Annotated in this window: 15 protein-coding genes; 3 read left to right on the top strand and 12 right to left on the bottom strand. The window is 60.5% G+C overall.

What is annotated here, in order from left to right; genetic code table 11:
• Positions 1 to 7 precede the first annotated feature (7 nt).
• From ACE3TY_RS02560 to epsC, 11 genes are all read right to left on the bottom strand, one after another.
• Positions 8 to 1,321: a hypothetical protein gene (locus tag ACE3TY_RS02560; RefSeq protein ID WP_374650598.1), complete on the bottom strand. Its 1,314-nt coding sequence runs from the start codon at positions 1,319 to 1,321 to the stop codon at positions 8 to 10.
• A gap of 144 nt (positions 1,322 to 1,465) precedes the next feature.
• Positions 1,466 to 1,672, bottom strand: coding sequence for a Fe-S cluster assembly protein IscX (gene iscX / locus ACE3TY_RS02555; protein WP_374650596.1), 207 nt, complete (start codon positions 1,670 to 1,672; stop codon positions 1,466 to 1,468).
• A gap of 17 nt (positions 1,673 to 1,689) precedes the next feature.
• On the bottom strand, positions 1,690 to 2,022 hold the full coding sequence (locus ACE3TY_RS02550) for a ferredoxin family 2Fe-2S iron-sulfur cluster binding protein (protein ID WP_374650595.1): 333 nt from the start codon (positions 2,020 to 2,022) through the stop codon (positions 1,690 to 1,692).
• 49 nt (positions 2,023 to 2,071) lie between these two features.
• Positions 2,072 to 4,000 (bottom strand): Fe-S protein assembly chaperone HscA, encoded by a 1,929-nt coding sequence (hscA, locus tag ACE3TY_RS02545; RefSeq protein WP_374650594.1) that lies wholly within the window; start codon positions 3,998 to 4,000, stop codon positions 2,072 to 2,074.
• A complete protein-coding gene (gene hscB / locus ACE3TY_RS02540) occupies positions 3,981 to 4,628 on the bottom strand; it encodes a Fe-S protein assembly co-chaperone HscB (protein WP_374650592.1) in 648 nt (215 codons plus the stop codon). Before hscB ends, hscA begins: the two co-directional genes overlap by 20 nt.
• A 9-nt stretch (positions 4,629 to 4,637) precedes the next feature.
• A complete protein-coding gene (locus tag ACE3TY_RS02535; protein ID WP_374650970.1) occupies positions 4,638 to 5,015 on the bottom strand; it encodes a HesB/IscA family protein in 378 nt (125 codons plus the stop codon).
• Positions 5,016 to 5,029: 14 nt separating this feature from the next.
• Complete coding sequence (iscU, locus tag ACE3TY_RS02530) at positions 5,030 to 5,431, bottom strand: Fe-S cluster assembly scaffold IscU (protein WP_374650968.1); 402 nt, start codon at positions 5,429 to 5,431, stop codon at positions 5,030 to 5,032.
• Between the two features lie 39 nt (positions 5,432 to 5,470).
• Positions 5,471 to 6,745, bottom strand: a complete 1,275-nt coding sequence (locus ACE3TY_RS02525; protein ID WP_374650590.1) for an IscS subfamily cysteine desulfurase — start codon at positions 6,743 to 6,745, stop codon at positions 5,471 to 5,473.
• A 26-nt stretch (positions 6,746 to 6,771) separates the two neighbouring features.
• Positions 6,772 to 7,935, bottom strand: a complete 1,164-nt coding sequence (locus tag ACE3TY_RS02520) for a cysteine desulfurase family protein (RefSeq protein WP_374650589.1) — start codon at positions 7,933 to 7,935, stop codon at positions 6,772 to 6,774.
• Between the two features lie 11 nt (positions 7,936 to 7,946).
• Complete coding sequence (locus ACE3TY_RS02515) at positions 7,947 to 8,450, bottom strand: Rrf2 family transcriptional regulator (protein ID WP_374650587.1); 504 nt, start codon at positions 8,448 to 8,450, stop codon at positions 7,947 to 7,949.
• A gap of 75 nt (positions 8,451 to 8,525) precedes the next feature.
• The gene (gene epsC, locus ACE3TY_RS02510; RefSeq protein ID WP_374650585.1) at positions 8,526 to 9,308 is read right to left on the bottom strand and encodes a serine O-acetyltransferase EpsC; all 783 of its coding nucleotides are present in this window, start codon (positions 9,306 to 9,308) and stop codon (positions 8,526 to 8,528) included.
• A gap of 247 nt (positions 9,309 to 9,555) precedes the next feature.
• Between epsC and ACE3TY_RS02505 the strand changes: the two genes are divergently transcribed.
• From ACE3TY_RS02505 to ACE3TY_RS02495, 3 genes are all read left to right on the top strand, one after another.
• Positions 9,556 to 10,224, top strand: a complete 669-nt coding sequence (locus tag ACE3TY_RS02505) for an alpha/beta hydrolase (RefSeq protein ID WP_374650584.1) — start codon at positions 9,556 to 9,558, stop codon at positions 10,222 to 10,224.
• A gap of 91 nt (positions 10,225 to 10,315) precedes the next feature.
• On the top strand, positions 10,316 to 10,729 hold the full coding sequence (locus ACE3TY_RS02500; RefSeq protein ID WP_374650583.1) for a helix-turn-helix transcriptional regulator: 414 nt from the start codon (positions 10,316 to 10,318) through the stop codon (positions 10,727 to 10,729).
• Between the two features lie 167 nt (positions 10,730 to 10,896).
• Entirely contained in the window at positions 10,897 to 12,027 is a 1,131-nt protein-coding gene (locus ACE3TY_RS02495; RefSeq protein WP_374650581.1) for a hypothetical protein, read from the top strand.
• Positions 12,028 to 14,361: 2,334 nt separating this feature from the next.
• On the opposite strand, the gene ACE3TY_RS02490 is transcribed toward ACE3TY_RS02495, so the two are convergent.
• Positions 14,362 to 16,572 (bottom strand): KGGVGR-motif variant AAA ATPase, encoded by a 2,211-nt coding sequence (locus ACE3TY_RS02490; protein ID WP_374650579.1) that lies wholly within the window; start codon positions 16,570 to 16,572, stop codon positions 14,362 to 14,364.
• Positions 16,573 to 16,577: the final 5 nt, after the last annotated feature.

Below are 16,577 nucleotides of genomic sequence, written 5' to 3'. Positions count from 1 at the left end.
GGGGCGCTCAGGCGCCAAAATGACCCTTTAGCAGCCCTATCGTGCGGATAAAGGGGGCCGGGTCCGCTTCCAATCCTATCGCGGCGGAGAAATGCCCCTGCTCCCGCACGAACAGGTTTTCGGACGGAATTCGCCAGTTTCCGGCCATCCGCCGGCCGCCATCATAGGGCGTCACATCGTCCCTGGTGCCGATCAGCAGCACGATCCGGGCGGGGTCGATGGGTGGCGTCGGCCCGCAATCGGTAAAGCGCCCCAATTCCGCAACCTCGGCGGAACCCCAGCCGGCGAGCTTGGCCGCCTCATCCAGCCGGGTGATGGTGGCCAGCGATGAATTGAAGGTGAGCGCGCTCACCTTGTCCGTGGTGGTGAGCAGCAGCAGCAAATCCGGCCGGCAGGCAGCGGGCCAGGTTCCCATGCGCTCGGCCGCCACTTGCGCGGTCAGTGCGCCGAGGCTGGTGCCGCTCAAGCCCACCTGCGCGCTGCCATTCTCGCGGCACCAATGGATGATGGTGGCAAGCTCCCGCGCCGCCTGGCGGAAATGCAGCAGGCCCGAAAGCGGCGGTCGCCGCATGAAGCTCTCGCCGCCATAAAGCCCGGCACGCGTGCGCCGGTTATGCCCCGGCCCGTCGGGCAGCAGGATGCGGCAGCCACGCGCTGCAAGGGCGCGATAACCGCGCAAGTCGCCGCGCATCATCTCCATCTCCATGGCAAAGCCATGACCGTAGATGAGGCTCGGCAGCTTTTCTTGCCGGCCCTCATATATATGCACCCAGCAGAAATCGGCCAGATCGTCCGGCGAGGGAAAACGCAGCCAGTATTCGCGCACATCCTCATGCTCCACCACATGGCTGCGCTCGATCTGCGGCAACTCACCCGGCAGCGTGAAAAAATCGTCCGGGGACAGTCCGCCGGTTGCCAGCGCCAGTTCGCCCGGCAGCGGCACGTCGACCTGCACGGCAGGCACATGCGCGCGCCGCGCGAACCAGACGTAGCTGAAGCGATGGCCCAGATAATTATGCGCCGCCTCGCGCCGCGCCCGTTCGGCCGCCAGCACATCCTTGCCGTGGCCGAATGCCGCCTCGATCCACTCGGATTGCGCCCGCGCGTATATCCGGCCCAGATCGCCAGTCTGGCGCACGCGTGCGGCGATGGCGCCCGGCACGGCATGGAGCTGCAGCGTGCGCTGGAATGCCTCGGCATCGCCCGCCCCCGCCGCCGCCCAGCAGCGCGCGGCCGGCAGCAGCCAGCCCATGCCCCACAGGCACAAGGGATCGATCCAGGGCTTGGCGAGAAGCCGGGCGAGGCCGCCATTACTGCTCATGCGATGCGGCCCAGAATTGCAGAATTGTCATGGTCCGCTTCAGGCGGGCCATCCACGAATTTGCACGCGTTTGATGAACGGAAGTCGTGGATGCCCCGCCTGCGCGGGGCATGACAATAAGAGCGGCAGGAGACTGAGAGAGTCCTAGTCACGTTCCTCGAGCCAGGCCATCTGGATGGCTTCGAGAATCTTCTCGCTGCTGTTGTTGGGATCGTCCTCGAAGTCCGGCAATTCCTGGACCCACTTCCACAGATCGGTGAAGCGCAGATTGACGATGTCGGCATCGGGATGCCGCTCATCGAGTTCGATGGCGATATCGCGAACGTCCGTCCAGCGCAGCTTCTTGGCCATGATGGAAGCCGATCCGGTCAGCCGACCTGCATGTTGCGCGTAGCAGACGGCAGGCTGACGACAAGGCCATCGAGCTCTTCCGTCATCTTGATCTGGCAGCCCAGGCGCGAGGTGTGCGTCAGGCCGAAGGCGAGGTCCAGCATGTCTTCCTCATCTTCGCTCGCTTCCACCAGCACGTCGTACCATTCCGGGTCGACGATGACATGGCAGGTCGAGCAGGCGAGCGACCCTTCGCATGCGCCTTCTAGGTCGATGCTGTTGCGGTGGGCGATTTCCAGCACCGATAGGCCCAGCGGCGCGTCGCACTCGACCCGGGTGCCATCCTGCTTCACGAACGTGATCTTCGGCATTTTGGTTAATTCTCCGTCGCGGGCCGGTCTTTGCCGGCCCTGAAATCCGTCAATTCGGGTTGTCAGGTGCCATACCGGCTTCGACCTCGTCAAGCCGCTGGCCCTTGAGGGCGGCCTGAATGGCCCGATCCATGCGTTTTTGGGCGAAATCGTGGGTCGCCCGATCCAATTCTTCCATGCCGGCATGGATCCGGGCGCGATCGTCTCCCGCCACCAGGCCTTTCAGCTTCTGCGCCACCCGGTCGATTTCGGCGTGCTCCGCCGATGACAGAAGCGCACCGTCGGCCGCGAGCGCCGCCTTGAGCGCCAGCAGCACCCGCTCCGCCTCCACGCGGGATTCGAGCAGCAGCCGCTTCTCCATATCCTCGCGGGCATAGGTAAGAGAGTCGCGCAGCATGTCGGCCATCTGCTCGTCGCTGAGGCCATAGGATGGCTTCACCGCGATCTCGGCTTTGACCCCTGTCATGCGTTCCTCGGCGCTCACCGTGAGCAGCCCGTCGGCATCGACCGCGAAAGTGACTCGAATGCGCGCGGCCCCCGCCACCATGCCCGGAATGCCCTTGAGCTCGAAGCGCCCCAGCGACCGGCAAGCATCGACCGTCTCGCGCTCGCCCTGCACGATATGGATCAGCATGCCGGTCTGGCCGTCCTGATAGGTCGTGAAATCCTGTGCCTTGGTGACGGGTATCGGCGTGTTACGCTCGATCACTTTTTCGACAATGCCGCCCATCGTCTCGATCCCCAGCGACAGCGGGATGACGTCGAGCAGCAGGGTCTCGGACCCTTGCGTCAGCGCCTTGGCCTGCAGGGCAGCACCGACAGCGACGACTTCGTCGGGGTCGATATCGGCCAACGGCTCCTGCTTGAAGAAATCGGCGACGAAGGCCCGTACCAAAGGCACGCGCGTCGATCCGCCGACGAGGACCACGCCCTTCACATCGGCCGGCGTCAGCTTGGCGTCTTCCAGCACCTGCCGGCAGGCGCGCAAGGTTCGGCCGATCAGCGGTTCGATCAGCACTTCGAAGGTGCCGCGGTCGATCGACTGCCGTACATCGTGCCCGGCGACTTTCGCCTTGAGTTCGGCGCCCGGCGCGGTGGTGAGGCGTTCCTTCGCCGCCCGCGCCGCCTGCAGCAGGATCTTGGCTTCGCCGGAGGTAAGGCCCGTGATGCCGGTGCGGCGCATGGCCCAGCTCGCCAGCGCATGGTCGAAATCGTCGCCGCCCAATTGCGCGTCGCCGCCGGTCGCCAGCACCTGGAACACGCCCTTCTGCAATTTCAGGAGCGAGATATCGAATGTGCCGCCGCCCAGATCGTAGACGGCATAGATGCCTTCTGCCGCGCTGTCCAGGCCGTAGGCGAGCGCCGCCGCCGTTGGCTCGTTGACCAGCCGCAGCACTTCCAGACCGGCGACACGCGCCGCATCCTTGGTAGCCGTGCGCGCCGCATCGTCGAAATAGGCCGGCACCGTGATCACGGCCTTCTCGACCTTGTGGCCCAGGCTGATTTCGGCGCGCTGCTTCAACGCCTTCAGAATGTCGGCTGAAATCTCGACCGGCGACAGCACCCGGTCGCCCACCTTGAGGCGCACCATGCCGCCGGCCTTGCCATCCGGATCGGGCGCGATTTGATAGGGCAGCGCACCGGCAAGCGTCTTCACATCGGCCGCACCCCGTCCCATCAGGCGCTTGACCGACGAGATGACGAGATCGGGATGCTGCGCCAGTTCGGCCTGCGCCGCCCGGCCGACGATCGGCTCGTCATAGACATAGGCGACGACCGAAGGCACCAGCCCGTCGCCCGACCCGTCGCGCAGGACCTCCGGATGGTCGCCCGAGACCATGGCGACCACCGAATTGGTGGTGCCGAGATCGATGCCGATCGCCTGGCTGCGCTCCAGCGCATGCGGTTCCGGTGTCTCGCCGGGTTCGTGAATCTGCAGCAGCATCAGGACTTCACCATCAGGATTCCAGCGCGGCACGCCGCAGGCGCGCCTCTTCCAGGAATTTGCGCAAATATCTGAGGCGCAGGACGGACCGGTTGGCCGCCGCCAGATCGTCCGCGTTGAAGGCGCGCGAGATGTCGCTCAGCATCTGGATGGCACCCGCCGCCGCGCCGGCCATCAGCGTCTCGATCGCATCGGCGCTTTCCGCCTCCGCCAGCGCCTCGCGTTTCTCCATCGCCTCCATCAGCAGCGCCGGGTCGTTGACCGTCTTGTCCGCGGCCGCCTCCGACACGACACCCTTGAGGCGCAGCAGGTAGGTCGCCCGCTTCAGCGGATCGCTCAGCGTCTCATAGGCTTCGTTGAGCGCCACGGCCTGGGCTTCCGCGATGGCGCGCTCCTTGGCGGGCTTGCCGGCGAAGCGGTCGGGATGCAGCACGCGCTGGAACCCCAGATACTGCTTCTCAAGACGTTCGTCATCGAGATCGAAGCTGCGCTCCATCCCCAGGCGCGTGAAATGGTCCGTCGAACCCGGCGCTTGGACGGCGCCGCAGGTGTGGCAGAAAAGCGCGCGGCTCGCTACCGGACCCTTGCAGGACCAGCACGGCACAAATTCCGCGCCAATGCTTCCGGCGCCGCTTCCGCCGATTTTCTGGACCACAGCCATAATATTCGCTCAGACGTGGAAGGATTCGCCGCAGCCGCAGCGCCCTTTTTCATTGGGATTGCGGAACACGAAGCCGTTCTGCAGTTTCTCTTCGACGAAATCCATCTCCGTGCCGAAGATGAACAGCGACGCCTTCGGATCGATCAGGATGGTGACGCCGTCCTGTTCGATCGCTTCGTCGCCGGGCCCGCGCTCGTCGGCATATTCGATCGTATAGGAAAGGCCGGAACAGCCCTTCGACCGGATGCCGATGCGGATGCCGACCGATGGCTTGCCGCGCTTGCTCAGCAATTCACGCACACGCTCCAGCGCCGCCGGCGTCACGGTGATCGCCGCGGGCTTGGGCCGCCGCGCTGGCCTGGCCGGCGCCGCACTCGTTTCCGTCATGATCGCACCGTCACTCATTCCGCCGCCTTGTCGGCGATACCAGCCTTCTCGCGGTAATCCTTGATTGCGGCCTTGATGGCATCCTCGGCCAGCACCGAGCAATGAATCTTCACCGGCGGCAGGGCGAGGTGTTGCGCGATCTCGGTATTCTTGATCGTCTCGGCTTCGTCGAGCGTCTTGCCCTTCACCCATTCGGTGGCCAGCGACGAGGATGCGATGGCCGAACCGCAGCCGAAGGTCTTGAACTTCGCATCCTCGATACGCCCGTCGGCGCCGACCTTGATCTGCAGCTTCATCACGTCGCCGCAGGCAGGCGCACCCACCAGCCCGGTGCCGATACCGGCTTCTTCCTTCGCGAAACCGCCGACATTGCGGGGGTTCTCGTAGTGGTCGACGACCTTATCGCTATACATGATCTACTCCCTTTGAAACGTGCGATCCAACGCCTGGCTTTTTTAGTGCTCGGCCCATTGGATCGATTTGATGTCGATGCCCGCTTGCGCCATTTCCCAGAGCGGGCTCATCTCGCGCAGGCGCTGCACCGCCTGCACCAGATGCTCGACCGCATAGTCGATTTCCGGCTCCGTGGTGAAGCGGCCGATGCCGATCCGGAGCGACGTGTGCGCCATTTCGATATCGACACCGAGTGCCCGCAGCACGTATGAGGGCTCCAGCGAGGCCGAGGTGCAGGCCGAACCGGACGAGACGCAAAGATCCTTGATCCCCATCATCAGCCCCTCGCCTTCGACATGGGCGAAGGAGAGGTTGAGATTGCCGGGAATCCGATGCTCGGCATCGCCGTTGAGATAGACTTCCGACAGCTTGGCGGTGACGCCGTCATAGAAGCGCTTGGCTAGCTTCTTCAGCCGCTCAGCCTCGGCGCCCATCTCCTTCTCGGCGATGGCACAGGCCTCGCCCAGGCCCACGCACAGCGGGGTCGGCAGCGTGCCGGAACGGAAACCGCGCTCCTGCCCGCCGCCATGAATGAGCGCTTCCAGGCGCACGCGCGGCTTGCGGCGCACATAGAGCGCGCCGATGCCCTTGGGCCCGTAGATCTTGTGGCCCGAAATCGAGAGCAGGTCGATGTTCATCGCCTCGACATCGAGCGGGATCTTACCCACCGCCTGCGCCGCATCGGTGTGGAAGAACACATGGTTCTCGCGGCAGATCCTGCCGATTTCAGCGAGCGGCTGAATGACGCCGATCTCGTTATTGACCGCCATGATCGAGACGATCGCCGTCTTCGGCGTGATCGCCTTCCTCAGCACATCGAGATCGATAAGGCCGTTCTTCTGCACGGGCAGGTAGGTGACCTCGAAACCTTCCAGCTCCAGATGGCGGCAGGAATCGAGCACGCATTTATGCTCGGTCACCGTGGTGATGATGTGGTTCTTCCTGTCCTTGTAGAAATGCGCCACACCCTTCAGCGCCAGGTTGTTCGATTCCGTGGCGCCCGAGGTGAAGATGATTTCCTTCTCGTCCGCGCCGATGATGCTGGCCACCTGCGCGCGCGCCTTCTCGACCGCGGCTTCGGCATCCCAGCCATATTTGTGGTTCCGGGAATGCGGATTGCCGAAATGCTCGGTGAAGAACGGCAGCATCGCCTCGACCACGCGCGGATCGCAGGGCGTCGTCGCCTGATAGTCCAGATAGATCGGCAGCTTCGGGATGTTGACGCCCGGATTGGTCCCATTGGGTGCCGCCTTCAGATTCTGGTTCGCGATATTCATGATTGCCTGCTCACTCTTCCATTCTCTCACGCCGGGATGCGCGCATCGTCGGCATCGCCCCGGGCCAGTCCGGTATCCGGCCCGGCACTCAGGCCGATACGTTGTACGCGCCCCCAGGCGCCTACGAATTGATCTATGTCGTTCTGGCTATTTTGCCAGCCCAGGCTGACGCGGATGGCCGAGCCCGCCGTCGCCGCATCGAATCCCATGGCCGAGATGACGTGGCTGGGCCTGACCTTGCCGGACGAGCAGGCCGACCCCGCCGAAATGGCGATGCCGGCCAGATCCAGCGCCATCACCAGCGTTTCCGCCGTCTTCGTGCCGCTGGCAAAGCAGCTCGTATTGGGCAGGCGCATGGCTGTACGGCCGAAAACGGTGAGCGGCAGGCCGAAACCCACCAGTCTTTCCTCCAGCGCGTCGCGCAGGATGGCGATGCGCGCATTGTCGCCAAGCTGCGTCGCTTCGTCGGCCGCGGCGCCGAAGCCGGCAATGGCCGCCACATTCTCGGTCCCGCCGCGGCGGTTGCGTTCCTGGCCGCCGCCTTGCACCAGCGGCTCGACCGGCAGGTCGCCGGCCAGCACCAGTGCGCCCGCACCTTGCGGCCCGCCGATCTTGTGCGCCGACAGCGTCAGGTAATCGACGCCCAGTTCGCTGATATCGACAGGCACGCGCCCCGCCGCCTGCACGGCATCGCAATGCACCAGCGCACCCTTGCTCTTGGCGATGCGGGCGATCTCCGCCACTGGCTGGATGACCCCGGTCTCGTTGTTGGCCAGCATGACCGAGACGAAGGCCGGACGGTCCGCCTTGTCGATGAGATAAGCAAGATGCGCCACGTCGATCTCGCCATTGCGGCCGACGCGCGCGATCTGCGCCCCGGCGATGCGCGCCGGCCGCAGCACCGATTCATGCTCGATGGCGCTCACCACCAGCGTCCGCCCCTGGCGCGCATGGAGCGCCAGATTGTTTGCTTCCGTGCCGCCCGAGGTGAAGGTGACCAGGGCGGCGCGGCCGCCGACCAGCTTCGCCACGGCATCGCGCGCATGATCGACCCAGGCGCGCGCGCGCCGGCCGAATGCATGAACCGAGGACGGATTGCCGACCTCCTGCAACACGGCCGCCATCGTCGCCAGCGCTCCGGCGCGCAACGGCGCGGTTGCATTCCAGTCCATGTAGACGCCGCGATTCATGATCCGGTCCGTTACTCCGCCGCCGCCGCGTCCGTGCCGTGGGTCGCACCGTTGCCGGCGTTCGTTCCAGCCTGCGCGCCATCGACCTTATGGGCGATGCCGAGGATTCGCCGCTCGACCACATCGGCCAGCGACACTGAACTCAGGAACAGATGGATCTGGCGCGACAGTTCCTCCCACAGATCGTGCGTGAGACAGCGTGACTTGTCCGAATGGCAGCCGGTGGCCGTGTTGGGCTTGCAGCGCGTGGCGCGAATGGGCTCGTCCACCGCCAGGATCGCGTCGGCGATGCGCGTATCGTCCGCCGTGCGGGCCAGCAGATAGCCGCCGCCCGGACCGCGCACGGATTTCACCAGCCCGGCCCGGCGCAGCTTGGCAAAAAGCTGTTCCAGATAGGACAGCGAAATCTCCTGCCGGCCCGAAATGTCGGCCAAGGATACCGGGCGGCCATGGCTGTTGGTGGCCAGATCAACGAGCGCCATCACGGCGTAGCGGCCCTTGGTGCTCAATCTCATGACACTTCTCCTAAAGCTTGCCGGCCCGATCGATCACCTGGGCGATCGCCTGGGCGATCATCCGGGCCTGCTCTCTCAATTCCGTCCGAACCGGCGCACATCGCCCAGCCCGCTTTCGTCAAGCCCGTCTTGGTCTTTCGCATTGGCGTTCGGTGCAGCGCTCGCGGCACGGCCTTCCACTTCCGTCTCCAGGACCGTGATGCGTGCCTGCAGGCGCGAAATCTGATCCAGCAACCCTTCGATGGCGCGCGCCACCGGATCGGGCAGGTCCTGGGTGGGCAGGCCGTAGGCCGCGAATTCGCTGCCGCATTCCTTGGGCATGACGATCCGGGCCGGCACGCCGACCGCGACGCTGTTGGCCGGCACGCTCTTGATGACGACGGCATTGCCGCCCACGCGCGCACCCTTGCCGACGACGATATCACCCAGCACCTGGGCGCCGGCGCCGACAATGACCCCGTCCTCGAGTGTGGGATGGCGCTTCACATTGACCTGGGCCGCCGAATTGACAGCCGGGGCGATGCCGCCCAGCGTCACGTCGTGATAGAGCGTCACGTCATCGCCCACGACGGCCGTCTCGCCGATCACGACACCCATGCCATGGTCGATGAAGAAGCGCTTGCCGATCTGGGCGCCGGGATGAATTTCGATCCCCGTGATGAAGCGCGAAAACTGCGAAATCACCCGCCCCAGCGTCGGAAATCCGGCCAGGTAGACCGGCCGCGCCAGGCGGTGCAGGAGGATGGCGTGGAAACACGGATAGGTGAGCGCCACCATCAGGCGCGACCGGGCAGCAGGGTCGCGGGCCTTAATTGCATCCAGCTCAGCCGCAATGTTCTTGAAAAACATCATCGCCATCGTGTTTATTAGCGCGCCGCCGACTTCGGCCAATGGCTGACGAACTCAGTCAACTATGGGCCCGGGCTTAGGCGGAGGTCACCGTTCGCAGGTGATATAATATGCCTGACTATGACGATCAAGTATTGATCGTTGTAACCCGAGGGTTGGCCGGTTGTTTTCCATTCGCAAATGTCAACCATGCGTCTGCGAACGGTCTGGCGACGACCCCTTAACCTGCTGATATGTATCAGTTATTGGACAAGAGATGCCTGAGATTATCATGAACGGGCCGGAAGGCCGGCTTGAAGGCCGCTATCAGCAGGCAAGCACTCCGAATGCCCCTATCGCCCTGATGCTGCATCCCCATCCGCAGCATGGCGGGACGATGAACAACAAGGTCGTCTACAGCCTCTACCAGACCTTCCAGCAGCGTGGGTTTTCTGTCCTGCGCTTTAATTTCCGCGGCGTCGGCCGCTCCCAGGGCAAGTTCGACCGTGGCGAAGGCGAGCTTTCGGACGCGGCGGCGGCGCTCGACTGGCTGCAGACCTGGAACCCCAACGCCCCGCAATGCTGGATCGCCGGCTTCTCCTTTGGTGCCTGGATCGGCATGCAATTGCTGATGCGGCGCCCGGAAATCTCCGGCTTCATCTCGGTGGCGCCGCCCGCCAACATCTACGATTTTTCCTTCCTCGCTCCCTGCCCCTCCTCGGGGCTGGTCATCCAGGGCGACCAGGATTCGGTGGTGCCGCAGGAATCGGTGCAGAAGCTGGTGACCAAGCTCACCCACCAGCGCGGCATCAAGATCGACTACCAGATCGTCCCCGGCGCCTCCCACTTCTTCACCGAGCACCTCGATCAGCTCACCAGGATCTGCGACACCTACCTCGACACCGCGCTTCCCGAAGCGGCGGCGAAATCGCGGGCGGGGAAGTAGCCTTGTGAGGACCGGTATTAAGTGCCTGAATTTCTTATTTAATGCCTGAGAATCCATGAATTAGTGCCTTCGTCTTTATTGGAAGGTTTTGATGGGAATGCCGACCCACGGATCTGAGCGTCCTCAGCCTCGAAAATCGGCTCCGAAAACCTTGAGAAAGGCCTCAGGGAAATTCGACACGAAACGGTTCGGCGCAGCCGTCCGTAGGCTGCGTGAGGACCGAGATATTGGTCCGTCGGAGTTTGCCTCACTCACCGGGCTCACCCGCGAGTCACTCCGCCGCCTCGAAAGCGGATCGGTCTCTCCATCCGTTCCGACCGTCGAGAAGCTCGCTGAGTTGTTTGGCCTGACACTCCCGGAGACTGTCGAGCTGGGCGTCGCTTCACCCGAAACAATAGATCCCAAGATACATTCGATGCTTGGCCTCATGCGCAAGCTGGACAGCCGCTCCCTACAACTTGCCGCGTCCCTCATGACGGCACTTGCCAAGCATCAGGATCAGTAACTGAGAGGCCATCCATGCCCATTGGCCCTGAGTGGCACAACTTTCTTTCGGTGCCCGTCGTTCTCAAGTGCCCTCGAATGGAGCTGATTGGACACGACGGGGAGCCGCCAATTTCTATCGGTGCCGGTGAGATACGTGCCACTGAGCTTACACACTTCGAGTATTACATGCGTGCTGACCCCGGTGATGGCGCCTACCTGATCCGGTCGCTGCGCAACATCGAAGACAAACCATACGATTCGATGGCACGACTCAGGTTGTCGGCGACAGACGATACTGGTCGAGAATGGACCTGCGGTTGGACGATACCTAAGGTCGAAGTCTCCAACGATGATTGGGAGTTCAGAGGGACGTTCGACGCACTTTGCACCTCGGTAGAAAACACTGGACGAGAAAATGGCACTCAACTTCTCTTCGGCATGCAACGCGGACATCCAGCCTTCACTATTCTCAGCAACGTATTGTGGTCGACGGATCCGGCGCAGCGCTACACTAAAACCATCCAAGTTCTCGGTTCCGAGATTGAAGTCTCGCTGGACCCGCGATCATCGACATTCAGCATCGCTGCTCCGGCCTCCGAGGCTCTTAGACCGCCGTTTGCCGAGAACTGGATTGCTGAACCACTGCATATTCTCTTCGGCCAGTTCACCTATCCCAGAGTTACCTTTCGCCACACATCAGATCGGAGCTCCCATGTATGGATCCGACCGACACCCGGCGTTCTGCGAGGCGCACAATGGGCAGCATTGTGGGCTGAAGTCAGCGACAAAACGGCTCAAAGATTCTGGGACATCTATCGTTCGCTGCTCGAGTTCATCGCGAGCGGGAACGAATTCGAAAACCACCTGATCACACGCCTTTATCACGAGATCATACAGGCATCGGACGGCTCAAGATGGGTCTGGGCACTCACCTTCGCCAGCGCCATCGAAGGATTGACCAGTTTTCTGCCTGATCCGCCTGCAGAGAGTTTGATTGAGGACGATCCGATCGCGTCGCTGCAGGAGTATATCTCCAAAGCATCGAGCCCAAAGGGCCTCCGCGACGTCGCGAACCGCGCCCTGGATCGCATTCGGGAACCAACACCTCGGAAGAAGCTAAAAGTTCTCATCGAGAAAGGACGTATATCGGCACCGCATCTGAAGGCTTGGGAGAGTTTGAGAAACAGCGTTGCCCATGGTTCGCTCCAGCTTCCGTATTCGACGGAGGAGGAAGACGAGAAACTGCTGCTCCTCGCCTCTCTTATGCACTTACTGACCCTGGAGATTATGTCCTCCCGGGCTGCCGAACAGAGTTGAAGCCATCAACATGCACGAGCACAGGCACCAACGGTCGTCTAATGCAGACCTTTGCGATACTCGCACGACGCATTGGCATTAAGGAAATGAAGACCGACAGCATCGAAACCGAGGCCGTCGACGAGCATCGTTCAGCCCGTGGAAGCTATTGGGATCCACTTGGCTCCTTCACGGGCCAAATACCTGGCACAATTCGGGCTGACCTCGGACGAAGTAATGCTCGAGGCGTTGCTTCCACGCGCCAACCCTTAAGATCGCTGCCGCTCGATCCAACGGTGACGCATTCTTGGGTCGGGAGATCTTGCACGTCGGATCTTCGAGCTCAGGAACAAAATAGTCTGGATGTTTGGGATGGTTCTCTGTATCGCAGGTCCACACCTATGACAGGGAGAAATCGGCGATCGCGTTAGTGGCGCGGTCAGGGTGGCCGTCCTTGAGAGGCTCTCAGTCGAACTGACGATTTCGTGCCTGGAGAAAATTGCCTTATCACTTGCGCTCACATTTTTCGAAGCAATGTCACTAGGCATTTATCGAACCTGCTTCCTCGTTGCTGAGATTGCCGGCTGCCATTCCTCGAATAAGGCGACTCAGGGCCAAGCACTTGCAATTGAGCCTGGCACTATCGCGCATTCTGAAGGATCACTCTGAAGGATAATCACCCGAAAGGGATGACAAGCCCACAGGAATAGGTTTTAGCTCCGAGGAGTTCAGCATCGGCTTTGCTACCCACAGCCGATACTAATGGCGATAAACAGACGAACCTGCCCTAAAGCAACCTGCACAGAAGGGCGGCCGCACGTTCTTCAATTATGTGAAGTCGCAAAGTTACGACTGTTGTTCTCGCAACGCATAGGAGTTACCGGCTACCCCTAATTCCAACGTTGTGGAGGGGCCACGCGTCTGGCTCCCACGGGATCACCACGGTTACGGGATCGAATGGCCCTTTTACTGCCACAGTCCGTAGATGATTTTGTTGGTATCCATCGTAAGCTATCCCGATGTTTACTTCTGTGTCACCGAGTTCGCTCAACAGGCTCCTCTCATGCTGCCTGACAGTAAGAGTCGCGCTGCAGCTCACTACGACACGCGACCAAGTTCGGCGGCCAATCTCCACGGCGCGCTGATGAGTCCATCTCCCATATCTTTGACTAACGTCCAAGACTGGGTTGAAAATCCAATCAGGCCTGGTTGCCTCGCAGACTTCCATAGTTGGATGTTGCTGCTCGAAGTCTTCGCAAATCAGGACAACAACTCTACCTATGCCTTCGAGATCACAAATGGTTAGCTTGCCCCCCACCCCAATATCCTCGAGATGATTCTGGCGTTCGTAGCCTGGGGCCTTTGAAACGTGGCACTCATCCATTCGGTCAAAGCGCATGTTGAAGGGATGTAGTTTACGCTGCCGAAATAGCTCGTCACCGGTTCCACTATAAACAATGCACTCGTTGTATGGTCGATTAGAAGCCGGGCACATTTCTTCCGTGCATGCACTGCCAGCTATGATTAGCACGTCATCATTCTCGCCATCCGGGGCGCTGTCGCGCAGAGATCTTGAAAGTAAGCCATTCGCGACACTACTGGAGATGAGCTCAGGCAGGATCGCAACATTCGCTTTCGATTTGATAAGCGCCTCAACCGCTGCAATGAGGCGCTTCGATAAGATTTCTGCATCTCGAGGGCGAGCGTCCAAAAAAGGCCTACTTGTGCGAACGCTAGACGTAAACTCCAGATCATTGGCATCTTCAGCGATTGGAGCGAAACCAACTTTCACCTTGTCTGCGGCTCCGGCGAACACGGATGGCGGAAAAACTAGAACCTCCACTGTTCTTTGAGAATCCAGAGGAGGCAAGTAGGACAGATAGCAGAACTGGTCCGCCAAGTTTGCGCCGCTATTCTCGATACTCTCGTCAAAGCGACGCCGATCTGTGAGCTGGCCCTTAGGGAGCACGAGACTTTGGTCGTCCAGGCGCGCATAACTTCCGGTCAGAGTGCGTTCTTGCAACATCTGACTCAGCATTACGTGCAAAGTAATAGATCGGCCAGAGATTCTTGTCTTTGAAGAAGGGTGGATGTCCATCGCCACCTCGTCGATAGCGCACATTACCACGAATGCTCTCTGCTCAGGAATCTTCACCTCGGTGGCAAATGGGACAGCGCCCCCACTAAGATAATTGTGTATCTCAGGCGGAACTTCCGGTGTGATGCAGTTACGGAGGTATGAGACGATAGAATCGAACTCGCTAGCGCTTCTTCCATGCCAGGGAACGGTGAGCACAGCACCTTCGTGGGGGCGCACGACCTTCCACAAATTACCGAACATCCTCCCCGGAGTTGTCATTCAACGGGGCCCCGTTTCCCTGTCGAACTTGCCCCTGTAATTCCAAGGAGCTTTTGAATAACGTCGCTCGGATCCAGGTTTTGTCGATGAATGATGGACTGAAATATCGCTCGTATTTCATCGACTTCTGGATCATATGGACAAGCTATGGCACGATTCAATAGCGAACGGGCATTCTCAATTCGCTCGACGTGAGAGAACGCATCTCTAACAAGGCCGATTTGAGTTGATGTCAGCGGGCGAGACATGTCGCTTAGGATCGGCGAAAGCGCTATCTGTGCTTCGCTCAAACGGCGCTGTGAAAGAAGAAGCTCTACTCGCAACTGAATTGTCGCAATGTTCACTCCCTCTTCTTCGGCCACGCTGAGCTCCTCGAAGGCGGCGCCAATCTTGCCCGCACCCGCTAACCCGACCGCCCTTGCATTTGCAACGCTTCTACTGAAGTGAGCGATCGCCATTTCACTTCGTAGGTGCTGCTGTGCGAGCTTCTCGGCGTCAGAAATCGCAACGTCTGCGATATTTGGATCTAAACGAGCACTTGCCTCAACGTAGATACCAAGTAACTTAGAGAACTCCACTTGATCAATCCACCTGGAGGAAGCCGTAATCAGGCGCCGGGCGCGACCAATAGCTCCTCCAGAGACCTTCGCGCTGTCCTCCATCATTCCCGCATCGTAATATCGCTCGGCGAGAATGCGGTGAAATCTTAGGCTCTGCTGATGACTCTGCGGATTCTTTACTGAGCGTCTCTCTAGACTCCGATACTCGGCAGCAATGCGAATGTAAGTTGGCAATACTGCATCAAGGCCCTTTAACTTTAGTTCGAGCTCGGCCACTCGTTCTTCCGCCCGGAGATATCGGTGTTTTCCTATTGGATCGGTGTCGTCTTTTAGAAGCGCGGAGGCCTCGCGAGCCAGATCATAGGCTGCTTCCGCATTTCCTTCTAACTTCAATTGATCGGCGCGCAGCTGCAGCAGGCGAGATAGGCGATAGTAATAGCCTTTCGCATCTTGCGCGTAAGCCCGCCTTGCGAGCTCCATTCCCATGGTCACGAGCGAGGAACTGGTTGATCCGTCGACTAACTTGCTCGGCTCGGCGCCTTCCTCGACGCATGCCTCTGCCAGACGAGAAATCCAGTCGTAACGCTCATTTTCTTGTCGAAGCGCTTCATCGGCCCACGTGAGAAGCTTCACATGAGTTTCGTCCGACGGCGTCTCTAGCGTCTCTTCCAGTTCGGCAAGCCTCGGATCAACGAACGCTGCTCGGCGCCAGTATCGCGCCAGAACATCATGGTCAATACTATGTCGCGTTAGGTCACGTTTTGATATTCGCCCCGCAAGAACATGCATCGCTTCGAGCAGAGTGCCTAGCTCATCGGCCTCCTCCTCAAAGATAGCGAGCTTTTCCTCGAAGGCGCACCACGGATAGTGCTTAATTTCGTAAGAGCGCAGTTCCTTCTGGACTCTGCCCGGCGAAATACCGGGAATGCCGCGAAGATGCACCATAGTGTGCCTGCGAGCAGCGTCGATTGATGATCGATCTTCAACTCGAGATGGACAAATAATGAACTCCGGAACACGTTCTTTTCGCGTCTCGCGGGCCGCCGCCACGGAACGCGCGATTGCCGCAGACCCTTCGATGCTCTGACGATTGTAGACAAAGCAAAAGACTACGGTATCCGGAAGCAGCGTGGTGCATATGCCCGCCGTGTCGGCAACACCGGTTCGACTATCTACCAAGATGTGCGTGTATTTGCTCCTAGCCCACTCGACTATACTGTCGATGAACCTCTCTCCATCGAAACGCGCATAGAAATCCGACCAGTTCAGCCCGCCCACTTTCGCGCTATAGAGTTCGTCCTGTCGACCGGCACCGATGAAATGAATCTCGCCCGGCCCATCGATCGGCATATCCAGCTTCTGGACAATGCTCTCCGAATGAAGTGCGAAATATCCAGGCTCGGCCGATTCATTCGCTTCCATGAAAGCAACGTAATTCCAGACTTCATCAATCAGTCCGCGGCTATTTGTCTGCCCAGGGTCTCTGAGAAATGGGTGGAAATAGCGGTGCAGTCCAGGCGCTTCCAAATCCCAATCAATCGTTAGGACACGCTCGCCATTGCTTGCCAACGCCCAGGCAACATTAGCAAGCGCCATACTCCTGCCGCTGCCGCCCTTATAAGAATAGAAAGTGGTGACACTTGACATCTGAT

It is taken from the genome of Dongia sp. (assembly GCF_041918875.1).
In the GTDB taxonomy this organism is placed as follows: Bacteria; Pseudomonadota; Alphaproteobacteria; order Dongiales; family Dongiaceae; genus Dongia.
Note: the sequence above shows the minus strand (reverse complement) of the source record. Positions and strands in the feature narration are given on the sequence as shown.